This is a genomic window from Streptomyces sp. NPDC056527, assembly GCF_042794475.1.
Classification (GTDB): Bacteria; Actinomycetota; Actinomycetes; order Streptomycetales; family Streptomycetaceae; genus Streptomyces.
Genome location: NZ_JBHTTQ010000009.1, coordinates 1 through 16,675, shown reverse-complemented (window position 1 = coordinate 16,675; position 16,675 = coordinate 1). Strand labels below are relative to the sequence as shown.

The following is a 16,675-nucleotide window of genomic DNA, read 5'->3' as shown; positions in this document are numbered from 1 at the left end:
CCGGGCCTGTGTGACACTCCTCCGGCACACGGACGACAGGGGTGGGGCACATGCGAAGGATCTGGCGGGCGACCGTCTGCGGGGCCGCGGCGGCGATTCTGGCGCTGACGACGACGGGCTGCGGCGCGGCGGAGGAGGACGGGCCGCCCGCGTCCTCCGCCGCGGGATCGCCTCCGGGCGAGGGGAAGGGGTTCGGCAGGGCCGCGGCACAGGCCGACATCGACGCGGCCACCTCCGCCGCCGGTCTGCCGGCCTCGGGACGGCCCGAGCCGCTGACGTCCTCCACCCCGGCCGTGGCCACGGAGAAGGACAGGCTCAAGGCGCGGGCCGCGGCATGCTCGGCCCATTGGATGGCTGCCGGCCTGGAGCTGGGCGAAGGCGGCGATCCCCGGGCGAAGTTCGACGCGACCGTCGCCGCGCTGGGGGAGCGCGGCTGGCGGGTGACGAGGGAACCCCGCGAGGAACAGCTCGGCAAGGAGGGCACCATGGTCAGCCTCACGCTCAAGAAGTCGGGCTGGTCGCTGATGGGCCGTCACACTGCGGGAGCGCTGGACATGGTGTCCTTCCAGGCGACGGAGGACGCCTGCATGAACGAGTTCACCGAAGCGGACTGGGAGCTGATGCTGAGCGCCGACGAGTAGCGGTGCGGGCCGGAGGTGCTTCGCCCGACCGTTCTCACGTGCAAAAATCTACCCCTGGTCACGGGGGCAACAGGCCCGCGTGCGCCCAGGATTGGGAGAGTTGTGCGCAAGGCGAAGTGGGTGGCCGCGGCCGCGGGTGTGGTGCTGCTGGTCGCGGGATGCGGCGGCGAGGGTGGCAGTTCGGGCAAGGACAAGGGCGGATCGTCCTCCTCCTCGGGCTCCACGACCGGGGGTTCGGAGGCGGGCGGTGGCGACAGCCCGAACGCGGCCGCAGTGGAGAAGGAGATCGAGGCCGCCGCCACGGCGGCGGGCTTCGTCCAGGACGCCTCGGGCGAGGACGTCCCGGCGGAGCTCAAGGACTGCATGGTCTCCTGGACGGCCGACACGAAGAAGGTCGCCGACCCGAAGAAGTCCTACGACGCCACGGTGAAGACGCTGTCCGGCGGCGGCTGGAAGGAAGGCCAGGGCACGGAGCAGGCCGGGTCCACCATCAAGACGCTGAACAAGGGCACCTGGTCGCTCAAGGCCAGCAACCACGGCGCCGCGGGCTTCTCGATCGTGATGTTCATCGGCACGGACAACACCGCGACGTGCGAGGCCCTGTTCAAGGCCGACCTGGAGAAGAACAAGAAGCCGTAACGGCTCACTCACACCGTCCCGCGGCCCTCCGGGGCCGCGGACGCGGTGGGTGCGGCGGCCGGGGGCCGCGCGGGCGCGCTCGGCGCGGTCAGGTCGATCAGTCGGCAGACCGTCTCGATGTCGATCTTCACCTGGGCGATCGAGGCCCGTCCCGACAGCCAGGTGATCAGGGCCGAGTGCCAGGTGTGCTCGATCACCCGCACCGCCGACAGCTGCTGCGGCGTCGGATGCTCCAGACCCATCGCGTCCAGGATGATCGCCGTCGTCAGCCGCGAGACCGTGTCCACCTCGGGGCTCACGCTCCGGTCCGCGAACGTCAGCGCCCGCACCATCGCGTCCGCCAACTGCGGCTCCCGCTGGAGCGCCCGGAACGCCCGCATCAGCGTCTCCGCGACCCGCTCCGCCGAGCTCTCGCCCGCCGGCGGACGCTTCCGCAGGGTCGTGTGCATGTGCTGGAGCTGGTCCTGCATCGTCGCGACCAGCAGATGGATCTTGGACGGGAAGTAGCGGTACAGCGTGCCGAGCGCCACCCCGGCCGCCTCGGCGACCTCACGCATCTGTACGGCGTCGAATCCGCCCCGCCCGGCGAGCTGCGCGCTGGCATGCAGGATGCGGCGGCGACGCGCCTCCTGGCGCTCTGTCAGGGGTGGCGAGGCGGGTCTGTCTTCCGACGTCATGAGGTCCCGTTCCGTGCGGTGGGGGAGCGACAGTATGGCGGGGCTCCGGCCGTGGCGCGAATCACCTGATCCGGCTCTTACGACGGGGCTACCTGCCGGTAGATTCTGTGCTCCTTGAACGATCAAGAACGATCAAGTCTGAAACTTGTTCTAGATTAGCGCGAGCGGTTACGCTCCCGCGAAACGCAAGCTCGAAGGGGGCCGCGAGTGACCGCTGAGGCCATAGAAGCAGGCCCCCGCCGGGGCACCGCCCCAGATGCTCCCACCGACGGTGACGGTCCGTTGCGGATCGCTCTCCTCACGTACAAGGGGAATCCGTTCTGCGGCGGCCAGGGCGTCTACGTCCGGCATCTCTCCCGTGAGCTCGCCCGCCTCGGACACCACGTCGAGGTCATCGGCTCGCAGCCGTACCCCACCCTCGACGAGGGTGTCCCGCTCACCGAGATCGCCAGCCTCGACCTCTACCGCTCGCCGGACCCCTTCCGCACACCGAAGCGGGACGAGTACCGCGACTGGATCGACGCCCTCGAGGTCGCCACCATGTGGACCGGCGGCTTCCCCGAGCCCCTCACCTTCTCCCTGCGCGCCCGGCGGATGCTCGCCGCCCGGCGCGGGGACTTCGACGTCGTCCACGACAACCAGACGCTCGGGTACGGGCTCCTCGGCGGCCCCAGGGCTCTCGGCGCCCCGCTCGTCACGACGATCCACCACCCCATCACCGTCGACCGGCAGCTCGAACTCGACGCCGCCGCCGACTGGAAGCGCCGCGTCTCGGTCCGCCGCTGGTACGCCTTCACCCGGATGCAGAAGCGGGTCGCCCGCCGGATGCCGTCCGTGCTGACCGTCTCCGGCACCTCCCGGCAGGAGATCGTCGAGCACCTCGGCGTGCGCGACGACCGCATCCGCGTCGTCCACATCGGCGCCGACACCGACCTGTGGTCCCCCGACCCGTCCGTGGCCGAGATCCCCGGCCGCATCGTCACCACCTCCAGCGCCGACGTCCCGCTCAAGGGCCTCATCCACCTCGTCGAGGCCCTCGCCAAGCTCCGCACCGAGAACCCCGCCGCCCACCTCGTCGTCGTCGGCAGGCGCGCCGAGGACGGGCCGGTCGCGCAGGCCATCGAACGGTACGGACTCGAGGACGCCGTCGAGTTCGTCAAGGGGATCTCGGACGCCGAGCTCGTCGACCTCGTGCGCTCCGCCCAGGTCTCCTGCGTGCCCTCGCTGTACGAGGGGTTCTCGCTGCCGGCCGCCGAGGCCATGGCCACCGGGACCCCGCTCGTCGCCACCACCGGTGGTGCGATCCCCGAGGTCGCCGGTCGCGACGGCGAGACCTGCCTGGCCGTGCCGCCCGGCGACGCGGGCGCCCTGGCGGCCGCGCTCGGCCGGGTGCTGGGCGACGCGGAACTCCGCACGCGCCTGGGGGCCGCCGGGCGGGCACGGGTTCTCGCCAACTTCACCTGGGCGCGCGCCGCCCAGGGCACCGCGGACCTCTACCGTGAAGCGATCGCCTCACGAGGGAGCGCCGCCCGCGCCGGAGCCGTTCGGTGACCGCGCATCGCCTCCACCGCCCCCACCCCCGCACCGCCACCCCTCCGGAAGGGCAGACCCCGTGCTGACCGTCGACTTCACCCGCTTCCCGCTCGCCCCCGGCGACCGCGTGCTCGACCTGGGCTGCGGAGCGGGCCGGCACGCCTTCGAGTGCTACCGGCGCGGCGCCCAGGTCGTGGCCCTCGACCAGAACGGCGAGGAGATCCGCGAGGTCGCCAAGTGGTTCGCGGCGATGAAGGAGGCCGGCGAGGCCCCGGCCGGCGCGACCGCCACCGCGATGGAGGGCGACGCGCTGAACCTGCCGTTCCCCGACGAGTCGTTCGACGTCGTGATCATCTCCGAGGTCATGGAGCACATCCCGGACGACAAGGGCGTCCTCGCCGAGATGGTCCGGGTGCTCAAGCCCGGCGGCCGGATCGCCGTGACCGTCCCGCGTTACGGCCCCGAGAAGATCTGCTGGGCGCTCTCCGACGAGTACCACGAGGTCGAGGGCGGCCACATCCGCATCTACAAGGCGGACGAGCTCCTGGCCAAGATGCGCCAGGCCGGCCTCAAGCCGTACGGCACCCACCACGCGCACGCGCTGCACTCGCCGTACTGGTGGCTGAAGTGCGCCTTCGGCGTGGACAACGACAAGGCGCTGCCGGTGCGGGCGTACCACAAGCTCCTGGTCTGGGACATCATGAAGAAGCCCGCCCTCACCCGGGTCGCCGAGCAGCTGCTCAACCCGGTCGTCGGCAAGAGCTTCGTGGCGTACGCGACCAAGCCGCACCTGCCCGTGGACGCCACGCGCACGGCGGACGCCAAGTGACCTCTCCCGAACAGATCGCGGAGCACCTGCTCCTGCCCGGGGTCCTCACCGCCGATCAGGCCGCCGAGACCGTCGCCGGGATACTCGCCGTCCAGCGCGAGGACGGCGCGATCCCGTGGTTCCGGGGCCACCACCTCGACCCGTGGGACCACACCGAGGCCGCCATGGCCCTGGACACCGCCGGCGAGCACGCCGCCGCCGCCCGTGCCTACGAGTGGCTGGCCCGCCACCAGAACGCCGACGGCTCCTGGCATGCGGCCTACCAGGACGGCGACCACGCGGACGTCACCGACCGGGGCCGCGAGACCAACTTCGTCGCCTACGTCGCCGTCGGCGTCTGGCACCACCACCTCGCCACCGGCGACGACGCCTTCCTCGACCGGATGTGGCCGGTCGTCTACGCCGCCGTCGAGTTCGTCCTCGCCCTCCAGCAGCCCGGCGGGCAGATCGGCTGGAAGCGCGAGGAGGACGGCACGCCGGTGAACGACGCGCTCCTCACCGGGAGTTCCTCCATCCACCACGCGCTGCGCTGCGCGCTCGCCATCGCCGAGGCCCGCGAGGAGCCCCAGCCCGACTGGGAGCTCGCCGCCGGCGCGCTCGGCCACGCGATCCGCAACCACCCCGAGCGCTTCCTCGACAAGTCCCGCTACTCGATGGACTGGTACTACCCGGTCCTCGGCGGTGCGGTGACGGGCGCCGCCGCGCAGGCCCGAATCGACGCGCGCTGGGACGAGTTCGTGGTCCCCGGGCTCGGGGTGCGGTGCGTGCTGCCCAACCCGTGGGTGACCGGCGGCGAGAGCTGCGAACTGGCCCTCACCCTCTGGGCGATGGGGGAGTCCGACCGGGCCCTGGAGATCCTCCAGTCCATCCAGCATCTGCGCGCCGAGGGCGGCATGTACTGGACGGGGTACGTCTTCGAGGGCGACAAGGCCGTGTGGCCGGAGGAGCTCACGACCTGGACCGCCGGCTCCCTGCTGCTCGCCGTGGCGGCGCTCGGCGGCGACGAGGCGACGGTGGCGGTCTTCGGCGGGGAGCGGCTGCCGACGGGCCTGGAGCCCGACTGCTGCCGGTAGTCGTCGGCTCCGGGCGGCCGGTCAGCGTGGCCGGCCCGGTCCGCGGGCCGGGCCCGCGCCTGCGCCTCGTAACGTGACACATCGGTCCGCTGTTCTGGCGCACCCAAACCTGGATAGTTAGACTCCAGGATTATGCGTACGGGTGAAGTCGTCGAGTGGGGCCTGCACTGCTGCCTGACACTGGCCTGGCTCGACGAGAAGCAGCCGGCGCCGTCGGCGAAGCTGGCGGCGGTGTTCGACCTGTCGCCCTCGTACCTCAACAAGTGCTTGCAACGCCTGGTCCGGGCGGGGATTCTGACCTCCACCTCCGGACCCCGTGGGGGCGTGCGCCTGGCGAAGGCCCCCGAAGCCATCACAGTCATGGACATCGTCTCGGCCCTGGAGGGCCGTGACGAACTCTTCCGCTGCACGGAGTTGAGGCAGCGGGGGGCGAGCGGTGCGGAGATCCCCGCATCCGAGTCCCTGCAACCGTGCGGCATCGCCACCGTGATGCGCCGGGCCGAGATGGCATGGCGACGCGAACTCGCCGGCCAGACCCTTGCCGATCTGATGGCATCCGCCCCGGCCGCAACGCCGCGCAGGATCCGCAGGAGTTACGACCGCATCTCCACCTGAGGACGCGAGCACTTCCGGCGCGGGCTCTTCAGGCCGCCCTCGCTCCGACTCGCCCCCGACCTTGACCTGACCCTCCCAGCGGGAGATTCGAGATGAAACCTATCCTGAATAAGGAACGGCGGAACCCGACGGACCAGGAGGCGGGGAGTCGAGGACTCGGCCCCACCTTCGTCCTCGCGCTCGGCACCTTCGCCGTCGGCACCGACGCCTTCGTCGTGGCCGGCTTCCTGCCCTCCATGGCCCACTCGCTGGACGTCTCCACGTCCGCGGCGGGCCAGTCCGTCACCCTCTTCGCCGCGGCCTACGCGGTCCTCTCGCCCGTCCTCGCCACCCTCACCGCGCGCATCCCGCGACGCACCCTGCTCGTCTCGGCACTGGTCGTCCTCGCCCTGGCCAACCTGCTCTCCGCGCTCGCCCAGGACTACCCCACGCTGCTGATCAGCCGGGTCCTCGCGGCAGCCGGTGCCGCCGCGTACACACCCAACGCCGGTGCCGTCAGCGCCGCCCTGGTCCGCCCCGAACTGCGCGCCCGCGCCCTCGCGGTCGTGATCGGCGGCCTGACCATCGCCACGGCGCTCGGCGTCCCGCTCGGCAACGCCGCCTCGCAGTCGACGAGTTGGCGCGTCGCGCTCGGTGCCGTCGCCGCACTCGGCCTGATCTGCGCACTCGGCGTCCTGCTCGTCATGCCGCACCTGCCCGGCGGCGCCCGGGTCCCGCTCGCCACGCGGCTCGCCGTCCTGCGCAGGCCCGGAGTGATCGGCGTGCTGCCGCTGACCGTCCTCGGCATGGCCGCCTGCTACACCGCGTACGCCTACAGCGTGCCCACTCTGAAGGCCGTCGGTGTGCCGCAGTCCGGCGTGGTGCTGATGCTCTTCCTGTACGGAGTGGGCGCCGTCGTCGGCAACTTCGTCGCCGGACAGGCCACCGACCGGGTCGGCTCCGTCCGTGTGCTCACCGTCGGCTATGTCGTCATGGCCGCCACCTTCGGCATCCTGGCCTGGCTCGCCGGAGCCTCGGCGCAGCTCCCCGTCCTGGTCGGGGTGCTCGCCCTGGCCTGGGGGGCGAGCAGCTGGTGCCAGACACCCCCGCAGCAGCACCGCCTGATCTCCGCCGCGCCGCAGGAGGCGGCCCTCGTGGTGTCGCTCAACTCCTCCGGCATCTACCTCGGCATCGGCCTCGGCACGGTCATCGGCGGACTCGCCCTGCCCACCGGCGTCTGGCTGGTCTTTCTGGCCGGCGGGATCCTCGCCCTCGCCTCGCTCGTCTGGCTCCGCGCCGGCGCCCTGCTCATGAAGCGCCCGTGAAGGGGGCCACAACGATGACCGTCGCAACCGGCCCGGCACCGGAACCCGCGTTAGACCCCGCGCCCGACGGCCCGGCGTCACCAACCTGGTCACGGCCATCGCGGACGCCGTCCGGCTCTACGGAGGCCGAGGGGTGATCTCGCCACCGGGCCGGGCCCCGGAACGGGTTCCTTCGCCCGGACGGAGTCGCCCGGGTGGCGGAGCGGTGGGGCCGACGCGAGGCTGAGGCCGAAGCTCCGAGGGAGGTCACGTCGTGCCCAGTCCCGTTCCGATACGCCGCGGGGTCGTGGCGTTCGTCCTGTCCTGCGCGCTGCTCCTGACGACCGCGGCCTGCGGCGGCGACGACGAGAGCGCGGGCGGCGGCGCGTCGCCGTCGGGCACGGTCGAGCAGCAGCGGCTCGCCAAGACCCGGTTCGTCGCCAACGCGGGCCTGGCGGCCGGCGCGACGTACCAATGGATCGTCAAGCCGTACCGCGAGGGCAAGTTCAAGAAGGGCGCCGAGGGTCAGAAGTTCGCGCTGGTCAAGGCGGGTCTCGCCGGAGCGTTCGCGTACAACAGGCTCAAGGCTGCGGTGAACAACGCGAAGGGCGACGAGCTGCTCTCGAAGGCGGTCGCGCCGCTGACGGCGGGCATCGACAAGCTGAAGGACCTCGGTACCAAGCTCCGTAAGGGCGAGGCGAGCGAGGCGGACGTCGGGGCGTTCGAGGACGTCATCAACGACGTGAAGGACGCCGGGAGGAGCGCGGGCGCCGTGGTGACCGACCAGGTGCCCAGCACGTCCCAGCTGGGCGGTTGACCGCCTCGGCGGCTGCGGGCCCGGGAGGCTGAAAGGGGTGCCGCGGACTACGAGTTGAGCTCCGCGAGCAGCCTCAGCGTGGCGAGGTCCGGGGCTGTGACCAGCAGATGGGTGACCGGCCCCTTCCGCCATGCCTCCAGGCGTTCGGCGATCCGTTCCCTGGGCCCGACGAGCGAGATCTCGTCCGCGAAGGCGTCCGGCACGGCGAGCACGGCCTCCTCGCGCCGCCCGGCGGCGAACAGGTCCTGGATGTGCCGGGCCTCGGACTCGTACCCCATCCGCGCCATCAGATCGGCGTGGAAGTTCCGGGCCGTGTGCCCCATGCCGCCGATGTAGAAGCCGAGCATCGCCTTGACCGGCAACAGCCCCTCGGCCGGGTCGTCACAGAGCTGGGCGCGGACCATGGGGGCGACGAGGAAGGACTCCGGCAGCCGGTCGGGGAGGGCGTAGACCTCCGCGTAGCGGGTCGGTGACCAGTAGAGCGGAAGCCAGCCGTCGGCGATCCGGAGCGTCTGGGCGATGTTCTTGGGCCCTTCGGCGCCGAGCAGCACCGGCAGATCCGCCCGGAGGGGGTGGGTGATCGGCTTGAGGGGCTTCCCGAGCCCGGTGCCGTCCGCCCCGGTGTACGGATGGGAGTGGAAGCGCCCGTCGAGCGCGACGGGGCCCTCGCGCCGCAGCACCTGGCGGATCACCTCCACGTACTCGCGGGTCGCCGTCAGCGGACTGCGCGGGAACGGCCGCCCGTACCACCCCTCGACGACCTGCGGCCCGGAGAGCCCGAGCCCGAGCATCATCCGGCCGCCGGAGAGATGGTCGAGCGTGAGCGCGTGCATCGCGGTGGCGGTGGGCGTCCGGGCGGCCATCTGCGCCACGGCGGTCCCGAGCCCGATGCGCGAGGTGTGCGCGGCGATCCAGGTCAGCGCGGTGAACGCGTCGGACCCCCACGCCTCGGCGGTCCACACGGAGTCGTACCCGAGCCGCTCGGCCTCCCGGGCGAGTTCGAGGTGCGCGGGCGAGGGGCCGCGTCCCCAGTAACCGAGGGCGAGTCCGAGACGCATGGCGCGATGCCTTCCTGACGATCCGTCAGATCACTTCTCGGGGACTGTACGACAACGGCCCCCCGCCCGGAAGGGCGAGGGGCCGCTGGGGTGGAACGCTCAGCCGCGCTGGATGCCGGTGGTGTCCTGGAGGACGCCGCGACGGCCGTCCTGGGTCTGGGCGATCAGGCCCGGGCCGCGCTGCTCGACGGCCAGGTACCAGGTGCCGGGGGCCAGTTCCGCGATCGGGGTCGGCGAGCCGTCCTCCGCGTACAGCGGGCGGGCCACCGGGACCGCGAACCAGAACGGTGCGAAGTCGCCCGCGGGCTGCTGCGCCTGCGCCTGCGTCGGCTGCGGGGCGGCCGGGGCGGCGGCCTGCGGGTCGGGCTGCTGCTGGCCGGGGTACGGCTGCGGCTGCGCGCCGAACGGCTGCTGCTGGGCGCCCGGGTAGCCGTAGCCACCGGGAACGCCCGGCTGGCCGGGCTGGCCCGGCTGGACGCCGTACGGCTGCGGAGTCTGCGGACGCGGGGCGCCGACCAGCGGTGCCTTCAGGGCCGGGACCAGCGGCGCGGCGACAGCGGCGCCGGCCAGGACCAGCGAGGCGATCAGGCCGAGGATGAGGCCCGCGCCGGCGTTCTCCGACTCGAAGATCCACATCAGCAGGTTCCAGGCGGTGGCCACGGTGAACGCGACACCGACCTGGCCCAGCTCGAGACCGACGACCTTGCGCGGCTGCGGCAGCGCGCGGGAGAGGACGACCAGGGCGGCGCCCGCGATGCCGAGAAGGAAGGCGCCCCAGCCGAGCGGGGAGAACTCCCAGGAGTTCGGGGAGTCGACGTTCGCACAGAAGCTGCCCTCGCAGCTGCTGGTGCTGAGGAACGAGGCGATGAACAGCACCACCGCTGCACCGATCAGCACGCCATCGCCTCGAGTGAGGGAGCGGATATTCACGTAAGAGTCCTTCGTCGGGTCGTCTCGTCGGGGTGGCGCGAAGCACGGGGGCGGCCCCATCGTACGGAGCGAATCTATCGCCCGCGGGTTCTACCCCTTGAGGTAGGTCCCGATGCCGTCCGCGATCCCCTGCGCCGCTTTCTGCCGCCACGCCGCATCGGTGAGGAGTGCGGCATCCTTCGGATCACGCATATTGCCGCATTCGACGAAGACCTTGGGAACGGTTGAGAGATTGAGTCCCCCGAGATCCTTGCGCACGTCCAACCCGCTGCCGGAACCGAGGTAGTTGGCGGGCGCGGTGCCGGTCGCGAGAGCGAAGTGGCGGGCGATCGCCTCGCCGAGCGTACGGGAGGGGCCGACGATCTTCGAGGTGTTTGCGGCGCCGGAGGCGACGCGTGCGGGCAGGATCACATGGAATCCGCGGTTGCCGGTGCCGGAGCCGTCGGCATGCACCGAGACGACGGCGTCGGCGCGGGCCGCGTTGCCGATCCGGGCGCGCTCGTCGATGCAGGGGCCGTAGGGGCGCTCGGCGTCATGGGTGAGGACGACCTTCGCGCCCTGGGCCTTGAGGAGATCGCGCAGTCGATGTGAAACATCGAGGGTGAACGCGGCTTCTGTGTATCCGGCGTTCGTGGAGGTGCCGGTGGTGTCGCATTCCTTGCGGGTTGTGCCGATATCAACCTTTTGGTTGATTTCCCGGGAGTGCTGGACATTGTCGGGATTGTGGCCGGGGTCGATGACCACCGTACGCCCGGAGAGCAGGCGGGCGGCCCGGGGCTTGTCCCGCGTGGGCTCGGGGGTGGCGGTGGGAGCGGGCGTGGGGGAGCTCGTCGCCTTCGCGTTGGCGGCCTTGGGGGGCTGCGAGGCCCCACCGCAGCCGGCGAGCACGGCGCAGGCGGCGAGGGCGCCGGCGAGGGCGCTCGCGCGAGTGGGGATCTTCCGGTGGTCGTACGGCACCTTGCGACTCTAATGGGAGGCGCCGCCGGACAGTCCGCCGACGCGGGGCGACTGTGAAGGGACTGTGGCGGGTATGAGGAAGGCGAGTGCGTGGTGAGGGGCATCGCGCACGGACCACGGGGGGCACTGTGGTGGGGGAAGAGCCGAACGACGCACGTCCGTCGGGGGAGCCGGGGGAGCCGACCTGGCCGGGAGGGCCGGGGGAGCCGACGTTGCCGGCCGGGCCCGCGGAGCCGACCCGGCCGGGACCTCCGGGGGAGCCGACGAGGCCCGGGGTGTCGGAGACGCCTTGGGCGTACGGGGCGCCGGGGACGCCCGGTTCCTCGGGCACGCCCGCCGGGGCCGGACAGGAGCCGTGGTCGGCGTTACCGCCGCCGCCCGCGCAGCCGCCCGGAATGCCGCCGCAGCCCTACGGGGCGCCGGTGCAGGACACCGGACCGCCCGCGCCGCCGCCCGAATCGAACCCGGCGCAGGCCGTCCTGGCCGGGCTGCTCAATCTGTCCTGCCTGGGGCTCGGGTACGCACTGCTCAAGCAGTGGGTCCCCGCCGCCGTCTGCTGGGTCGCCACGGCCGTCCTGCTCCTTGTCGCACTGCCCGCCGACGTGGACGGCGTCCCCGCCGGCCTCCTCGCCGGATACGGCGTGTTCCTGCTGGCCGCGGCCGCCGACGGCGCGCGGCGCGGGCTGCGCGCCCCGCTCGCCCTCGGCGCCGGATCGGGCGCCGCGCCCCGGCGCCTCGCGCTCCCGCTTGCCCTGGCGCTCGTCCTGCTCGTCGTGCCGGTGGGCGGCTCGGTCGCCTACGGCGTGGCGCGCGACGAGGCCGTGGAGCAGTCGCTCCTGGAGCGCCTCGCCGCCGCCGACACCCAGGTGAAGTCCGTGGCGGGCCAGAGCTTCGGCGGAGCCGAGCACACCTACCGCAAGGCGCTCGCCGTCTATCAGGACCTCGGCACCAAGCACGCCGGCTCGCGGGCGGGCCGGCTCGTCCCCGACCGGCTCGGGGAGTACTACCGGTCGGTGTCCGCGCCGTACGAGCAGAAGAAGTACTGCGAGGCCGTCCCGGCCCTCGAGCATCTGCGCGCGCTGCCGCAGGCGGTGGACCGCGGACTGCTCGACGGGCTGATCGGCAAGGCGGACGACCCGCTCGCCCACTCCTGGTACGAGTGCGGCATCGGCGGACTCGGCGTCGCGGGGGTCGAGACGGCGGCCGGTGAGCACCTGAACGCGCTCCTGTCGACCTTCCCCGAGTCCTCGTACGCGCGGCAGGTCGAGCCCAAGGTCGCGGAGGGCATCAGGACCCGCTCCGCCGCGATCTCGGGCTCCGACGACCCGTGCACCGGAGTGACCGAACTGCGACGCTACGGCACCACGGTCGACCTGCTGCCCAAGGCGAGCTTCGCCGCGGTCTCGCGGCAGCACGGAGAGGCGGTGCAGAAGGGCGATTTCGCCTGCGGGGTCGACCAGTTCAAGGACAAGGAGTACACGCGGGCCGTCGAGACGATGACGCAGTACGCCAAGGACCACCCGAGCAGCCCGCAGGCCGGGCACGCGCGGAGCATCGCCATCGCGGCCGAGATCGCGGGCGAGACCCCGGCGGCCGGGAAGCAGCTGCCCCCGGCCGCGGCTCCCGGCGGCTCCAGGATGGTCATGGTCGTCAGCAACGACGGCCCGGGAGAGGTCGAACTCCTCTACACCGGACCGATCACGGGCCGGGTCACCCTGAAGGCATGCGCCACCTGCACGGCCTATCCCGGCAGCCTCGCCCTCGACCCGCCCAAGACCAAGGCGTGTTCGGGACCGTCGTCGAAGTACCCGAAGGCGACGCTCCTGCTGCCCGCCGGCACCTACCACTTCCTCCAGAAGCGGTCCACGGCGACGGGCACCGGGTCCGCGGCGGACAAGGCGAGCACGGCCAAGGTCGAACCGGGCTACAGCTACACGAACTGCCTGTACGTGACCTCGGGATACGGCTTCTAGCGGCGCCTCAGGACACGCAGGGAGTCGGTCACCGAGACCTCCTCGAAGTCGCCGGACTCCAGGGCCCGGAGGTAGATGCGGTACGGCGCCTGGCCGCCGTCCTCCGGGTTCGGGAAGACGTCGTGGATGACGAGGAGGCCGCCCTCGGCGACCTTCGGTGCCCACCCCTCGTAGTCCGCCGTCGCGTGCTCGTCTGTGTGCCCGCCGTCGATGAAGACGAACCCCAGCTCGCCGGTCCACACCTTCGCCACCTGGGGGGACCGCCCGACGACCGCGATGACGTGCTCCTCCAGACCTGCCTTGCGCAGCGTCCGGCGGAAGGTCGGCAGGGTGTCCATCAGGCCGACCTCGGGGTCCACGACGGTCGGGTCGTGGTACTCCCACCCCGGCTGCTGCTCCTCGCTGCCCCGGTGGTGGTCCACGGTCACCGCGAGGGTCCCGGCCTCCCGGGCCACGTCCGCGAGCAGGATGGTGGAGCGCCCGCAGTACGTGCCGACCTCGAGCAGCGGCAGCCCCAGCTTCGCGGCCTCGGTGGCGGCCGCGTGCAGCGCGCGCCCCTCGTCGAGGGGCATGAAGCCCTTGGCGGCCTCGAAGGCGGCGAGGATCTCGGGCGCGGGCATGGATGCTCCTACTGGTCGGTACGCACGTACGGGCAGCCATGGTGCCCTACGCCTCGCATACGGACCACACCCGCTTCCCGTCAGGCGGTGAAGTCCACCTCGGCCGCGCGCAGGACGCGGGTGCGGCGGCCGGCGAAGCGGATGTTGCGGAAGATCTCGTTGTGGTGGGCGATCGACTGGTCGGCCGGGACGAAGGGGCCGCCGCCGTCGGGGCGCAGGGACGTGGTGTGGCCGTCCTCGACGAGCACCAGGTCGTAGCGGTGGCTCAGCGCCTGCCGGGCCGTCGTGTCGACGCACATCTCGGTGGCGAAGCCGGTGACGACGACCTCGGTGACGCCCAGCTCCCGCAGGGCCGCGTCGAGGCCGGTGTCGAGGAAGCTGTCGGCGCTGTTCTTCGGGAGGACGGTCTCGTCGGGACCGGGTTCGAGGCCGGCGACGATCCGCCATCCTTCGGTACCGGCCGGCAGTTCGGTGTCGTCCTGGTGCTGGACGGTCACGATCGGCGCCCCGGCTGCCCTGGCCCGGGCCCGGAGGCCCGCGATGGCGGCGACGGTCTCGGCGGGGCGGTGGGCGATGGCCATCAGGGCGTTCTGCATGTCGATGACGAGAAGCGCGGTGGCGTTCGGCATACGGCAACGGTAGCGGCCCGGGCGGCCCGTCCGAAGGGGTGCGGCTCGTCCGGCGGGAGGCGGGCGGGCACCGGCCGGCGACTCAGCCGGCCTTGAGGGCCGCGAGGAAGTCCAGTCGGGTCTCCAGTCTGGCCAGGTCCCGGCCGGTGATCTGCTCGATGCGGGCGATGCGATGGCGCAACGAGTTGACGTGCAGACGGAGTTGGGCGGCGCAGGTGGTCCAGGACGCGTCGCACTCGAGGAACTTCTCCAGCGTGGGCAGCAGGTCGGTCCGGTGGCGGCTGTCGTGATCACGCAGGGGGCCGAGCAGACGGGAGGAGAAGGCTCGCCGGGTCTCGGCCGGGATGAGTGGCAGCAGCGTCAGGATGTGCGAGGTGAGGTCGTCAGGGCCGCGCACGGCCACTCGGTCCGGGTGGTCCTGGGCGATCCGCAGCGCGGTGCGGGCCGTGTCGAGCGCTCGGCGTGCGTGCTCGGGCGCTCCCACCGGAGAGCTGACACCGATGGAGACACTGCCCGTGGGGCCGAGCCAGCGCGTGAGTACCGCGGCGATCCTCTGCTGCAGGGCGACGTGGTCGAGGGCCGGTTCGGGGTGTCCCTCCGCGGGCTCGGGCACCAGGACGAAGAGCACGGCCCGATCGTGGTCGACGGTGGCGGCGATGTCCTGCGGCGAGACCGGCACGGGGCCGTCCTGCTGGATCAGGGCCTCCTCCAGCAGGACGCGCAGGGCCGAGGCGGGTATGGGGCCGGTCCCGCGCCACTCTCCCTCGGCGACCACGAACTGGCAGCGCTGCCAGGTGTCCTTCCGGCTGACGACGGCCTGCGCGGTGCTGCTCAGCCGGACGGGGATCTCGGCGGGTGGGACGCGACTGTGCAGCAGGTCGAGGAGTTGCCGGGCCAGGTCGTTCAGCGCCACCTTCGTCCGCTCGTGCGCGGATCGCGCGTCGACGGCCAGTTCGACCGGCCGAGGAGTTCCCCGTCCGCCGCGGGCCGGTCCGACGTGTCGGCCGCCACGACGAGAAGCCAGTCGCCCAGCTCGTCCGCCTCCTCCGTCGCGGCGGACGGCGTCGACGCGTCCGTGGTGCCGCGTACCGGCACGAGCGAGTAGTGCCGATCCCCGATCGTGACCCCGTGGGGAGCCGCCTCGCCCGACCGGCGCGCGGCGAGGTACCTCCCGGCCAGCGCCACCGCCGTCCTGGCGCGGAGCGGTGGGTGGGCCCCGGCGATCTGGCGCCCGGTCGGGGACAGGACGTGCGCGTCGAGGCCGAGGCTGTGCTGCAGGAGCTCCAGTACGGCTTCCGGGCCGCCTTGCCCGGTGAGGAGCCGTCGATGGCGTTCGACCACGGCGGCGAGGCCGCCGACGTGCCGGGGTTGCAGACGACGCAGGACGTGCTCGGTGATCGAGCTGAATGAGATGTCCGGTTTCACGGCGACGAGTGGGAGGCCGTGGCGTCGGCAGGCATGCACGAGGTCGTCGGGGACGAGCCCGTGTTCGGCTTCTCCGGCGGCGAGGACCGTGACGCCCGCGCGGTCGAGGATGCGCACGAACGACTCGGCGTCTCCGTCCTCCCGCCACCAGGCGAGCCCGGTGAGGACGAGTTCGCCTCCGGCGAGGAAGCGACCGGGGTCGGCCAGGTCGGTGGTCAGGACGGCGCGTACCTCTCGATCGAGAGCGCTGTCGCCGGCGTCCTGGTCCACGAGCAGGAACAGCCCCAGTTCGTCCAGGAGTTCGCGTATCCGCATGATCGCCACCCTCTCACGCCCTCACGTGGCCACTTCACTCTCCATGACATGAGTCCGCCCAGGTCAAAGGCGTGCCGCGGTGGGAAAGCACGGTGGTCCACAGGCGATGCGGAAGCCGGTTCTGGGGGATCGGTGACTGCCGCGTCCGCTTGATCGCTCGGTCTACTTCTACGGGTCCGGCCGACAGCGCGTGAACGAGTCGATCGAGGGCTTCGGGCCCCGGGGCGCTCGCCTCACGAACGACCCGCCACGGGCGACTCACCACGAACCACGCGCCACGGACGACCCGCCACGAACCACGCGCCACGAACCACGCGCCACAGACCACTCGCCATGAACGACCCGACACGAAGAGGAGAGCGCCATCCATGGACTTCCTTCGCCCCGCCGGCTGGGAGGAGGCGCTCGCCGCCAAGGCCGAGCACCCCACTGCCGTACCGATCGCGGGTGGCACCGATGTGATGGTCGAGATCAACTTCGACCATCGGCGCCCCGGTCACCTCCTTGATCTGAACCGCATCGCCGAACTCCGGGAATGGCACGTCGGCGAGGAGACCGTCCAGCTGGGCGCGTCCGTTCCGTACACCGAGATCATGGAGAGCCTGCGGGCCGAGTTGCCGGGTCTCGCGCTGGCCTCGCACACCGTGGCCTCTCCGCAGAT

Annotated in this window: 18 protein-coding genes; 10 read left to right on the top strand and 8 right to left on the bottom strand. The window is 72.2% G+C overall.

All coding sequences use genetic code 11. From position 1 onward, the window contains the following. Positions 1 to 50 precede the first annotated feature (50 nt). Together ACFQ7Q_RS07460 and ACFQ7Q_RS07455 are read left to right on the top strand one after the other, a co-directional pair. Complete coding sequence (locus ACFQ7Q_RS07460; RefSeq protein ID WP_383550962.1) at positions 51 to 641, top strand: hypothetical protein; 591 nt, start codon at positions 51 to 53, stop codon at positions 639 to 641. A gap of 102 nt (positions 642 to 743) precedes the next feature. Next, on the top strand, positions 744 to 1,280 hold the full coding sequence (locus ACFQ7Q_RS07455; RefSeq protein ID WP_383550960.1) for a hypothetical protein: 537 nt from the start codon (positions 744 to 746) through the stop codon (positions 1,278 to 1,280). A gap of 8 nt (positions 1,281 to 1,288) precedes the next feature. Here the strand turns inward: ACFQ7Q_RS07455 and ACFQ7Q_RS07450 are convergent, their stop codons facing one another. Beyond that, on the bottom strand, positions 1,289 to 1,957 hold the full coding sequence (locus ACFQ7Q_RS07450) for a TetR family transcriptional regulator (protein WP_383550958.1): 669 nt from the start codon (positions 1,955 to 1,957) through the stop codon (positions 1,289 to 1,291). A gap of 207 nt (positions 1,958 to 2,164) precedes the next feature. On the opposite strand from ACFQ7Q_RS07450, the gene ACFQ7Q_RS07445 reads away from it, so the two are divergent. The 6 genes from ACFQ7Q_RS07445 to ACFQ7Q_RS07420 all read left to right on the top strand — a co-directional run bounded on the left by ACFQ7Q_RS07445 (position 2,165) and on the right by ACFQ7Q_RS07420 (position 8,107). After that, on the top strand, positions 2,165 to 3,508 hold the full coding sequence (locus ACFQ7Q_RS07445; RefSeq protein ID WP_383550956.1) for a glycosyltransferase family 4 protein: 1,344 nt from the start codon (positions 2,165 to 2,167) through the stop codon (positions 3,506 to 3,508). 61 nt (positions 3,509 to 3,569) lie between these two features. Then, the gene (locus ACFQ7Q_RS07440; protein ID WP_383550954.1) at positions 3,570 to 4,319 is read left to right on the top strand and encodes a class I SAM-dependent methyltransferase; all 750 of its coding nucleotides are present in this window, start codon (positions 3,570 to 3,572) and stop codon (positions 4,317 to 4,319) included. Further along, on the top strand, positions 4,316 to 5,392 hold the full coding sequence (locus ACFQ7Q_RS07435; RefSeq protein WP_383550952.1) for a prenyltransferase: 1,077 nt from the start codon (positions 4,316 to 4,318) through the stop codon (positions 5,390 to 5,392). The genes ACFQ7Q_RS07440 and ACFQ7Q_RS07435 overlap by 4 nt, the downstream gene beginning before the upstream one ends. Positions 5,393 to 5,524: 132 nt before the next feature. Continuing rightward, complete coding sequence (locus tag ACFQ7Q_RS07430) at positions 5,525 to 6,007, top strand: RrF2 family transcriptional regulator (RefSeq protein WP_383550950.1); 483 nt, start codon at positions 5,525 to 5,527, stop codon at positions 6,005 to 6,007. A 92-nt stretch (positions 6,008 to 6,099) separates the two neighbouring features. Beyond that, entirely contained in the window at positions 6,100 to 7,311 is a 1,212-nt protein-coding gene (locus ACFQ7Q_RS07425; protein ID WP_383550948.1) for an MFS transporter, read from the top strand. A 253-nt stretch (positions 7,312 to 7,564) separates the two neighbouring features. Continuing rightward, positions 7,565 to 8,107 (top strand): hypothetical protein, encoded by a 543-nt coding sequence (locus ACFQ7Q_RS07420; protein WP_383550946.1) that lies wholly within the window; start codon positions 7,565 to 7,567, stop codon positions 8,105 to 8,107. A gap of 47 nt (positions 8,108 to 8,154) precedes the next feature. Here the strand turns inward: ACFQ7Q_RS07420 and ACFQ7Q_RS07415 are convergent, their stop codons facing one another. The 3 genes from ACFQ7Q_RS07415 to ACFQ7Q_RS07405 all read right to left on the bottom strand — a co-directional run bounded on the left by ACFQ7Q_RS07415 (position 8,155) and on the right by ACFQ7Q_RS07405 (position 11,052). Further along, positions 8,155 to 9,165 carry an LLM class F420-dependent oxidoreductase gene (locus ACFQ7Q_RS07415; RefSeq protein ID WP_383550944.1) on the bottom strand — a complete coding sequence of 337 codons (1,011 nt, stop codon included), beginning with the start codon at positions 9,163 to 9,165 and terminating at the stop codon, positions 8,155 to 8,157. Between the two features lie 99 nt (positions 9,166 to 9,264). Then, entirely contained in the window at positions 9,265 to 10,095 is an 831-nt protein-coding gene (locus ACFQ7Q_RS07410; protein ID WP_383550942.1) for a DUF5336 domain-containing protein, read from the bottom strand. 90 nt (positions 10,096 to 10,185) lie between these two features. Beyond that, entirely contained in the window at positions 10,186 to 11,052 is an 867-nt protein-coding gene (locus tag ACFQ7Q_RS07405) for an N-acetylmuramoyl-L-alanine amidase (protein WP_383550940.1), read from the bottom strand. A gap of 275 nt (positions 11,053 to 11,327) precedes the next feature. On the opposite strand from ACFQ7Q_RS07405, the gene ACFQ7Q_RS07400 reads away from it, so the two are divergent. Then, the gene (locus ACFQ7Q_RS07400) at positions 11,328 to 13,025 is read left to right on the top strand and encodes a hypothetical protein (RefSeq protein ID WP_383550938.1); all 1,698 of its coding nucleotides are present in this window, start codon (positions 11,328 to 11,330) and stop codon (positions 13,023 to 13,025) included. Here the strand turns inward: ACFQ7Q_RS07400 and ACFQ7Q_RS07395 are convergent. The 4 genes from ACFQ7Q_RS07395 to ACFQ7Q_RS07380 form a co-directional block, all read right to left on the bottom strand. Beyond that, on the bottom strand, positions 13,022 to 13,645 hold the full coding sequence (locus ACFQ7Q_RS07395; protein ID WP_383550936.1) for a class I SAM-dependent methyltransferase: 624 nt from the start codon (positions 13,643 to 13,645) through the stop codon (positions 13,022 to 13,024). The genes ACFQ7Q_RS07400 and ACFQ7Q_RS07395 overlap by 4 nt on opposite strands. Before the next feature lie 80 nt (positions 13,646 to 13,725). Continuing rightward, entirely contained in the window at positions 13,726 to 14,274 is a 549-nt protein-coding gene (locus ACFQ7Q_RS07390; protein WP_383550934.1) for an isochorismatase family protein, read from the bottom strand. Between the two features lie 82 nt (positions 14,275 to 14,356). Next, positions 14,357 to 15,187 (bottom strand): PucR family transcriptional regulator, encoded by an 831-nt coding sequence (locus tag ACFQ7Q_RS07385; protein ID WP_383550932.1) that lies wholly within the window; start codon positions 15,185 to 15,187, stop codon positions 14,357 to 14,359. Next, positions 15,178 to 16,014 (bottom strand): PucR family transcriptional regulator ligand-binding domain-containing protein, encoded by an 837-nt coding sequence (locus tag ACFQ7Q_RS07380; RefSeq protein WP_383550930.1) that lies wholly within the window; start codon positions 16,012 to 16,014, stop codon positions 15,178 to 15,180. Before ACFQ7Q_RS07380 ends, ACFQ7Q_RS07385 begins: the two co-directional genes overlap by 10 nt. Before the next feature lie 368 nt (positions 16,015 to 16,382). Between ACFQ7Q_RS07380 and ACFQ7Q_RS07375 the strand changes: the two genes are divergently transcribed. Then, positions 16,383 to 16,675 (top strand): FAD binding domain-containing protein (locus ACFQ7Q_RS07375; RefSeq protein ID WP_383550928.1); only part of this gene is annotated, 293 nt, incomplete at its 3' end.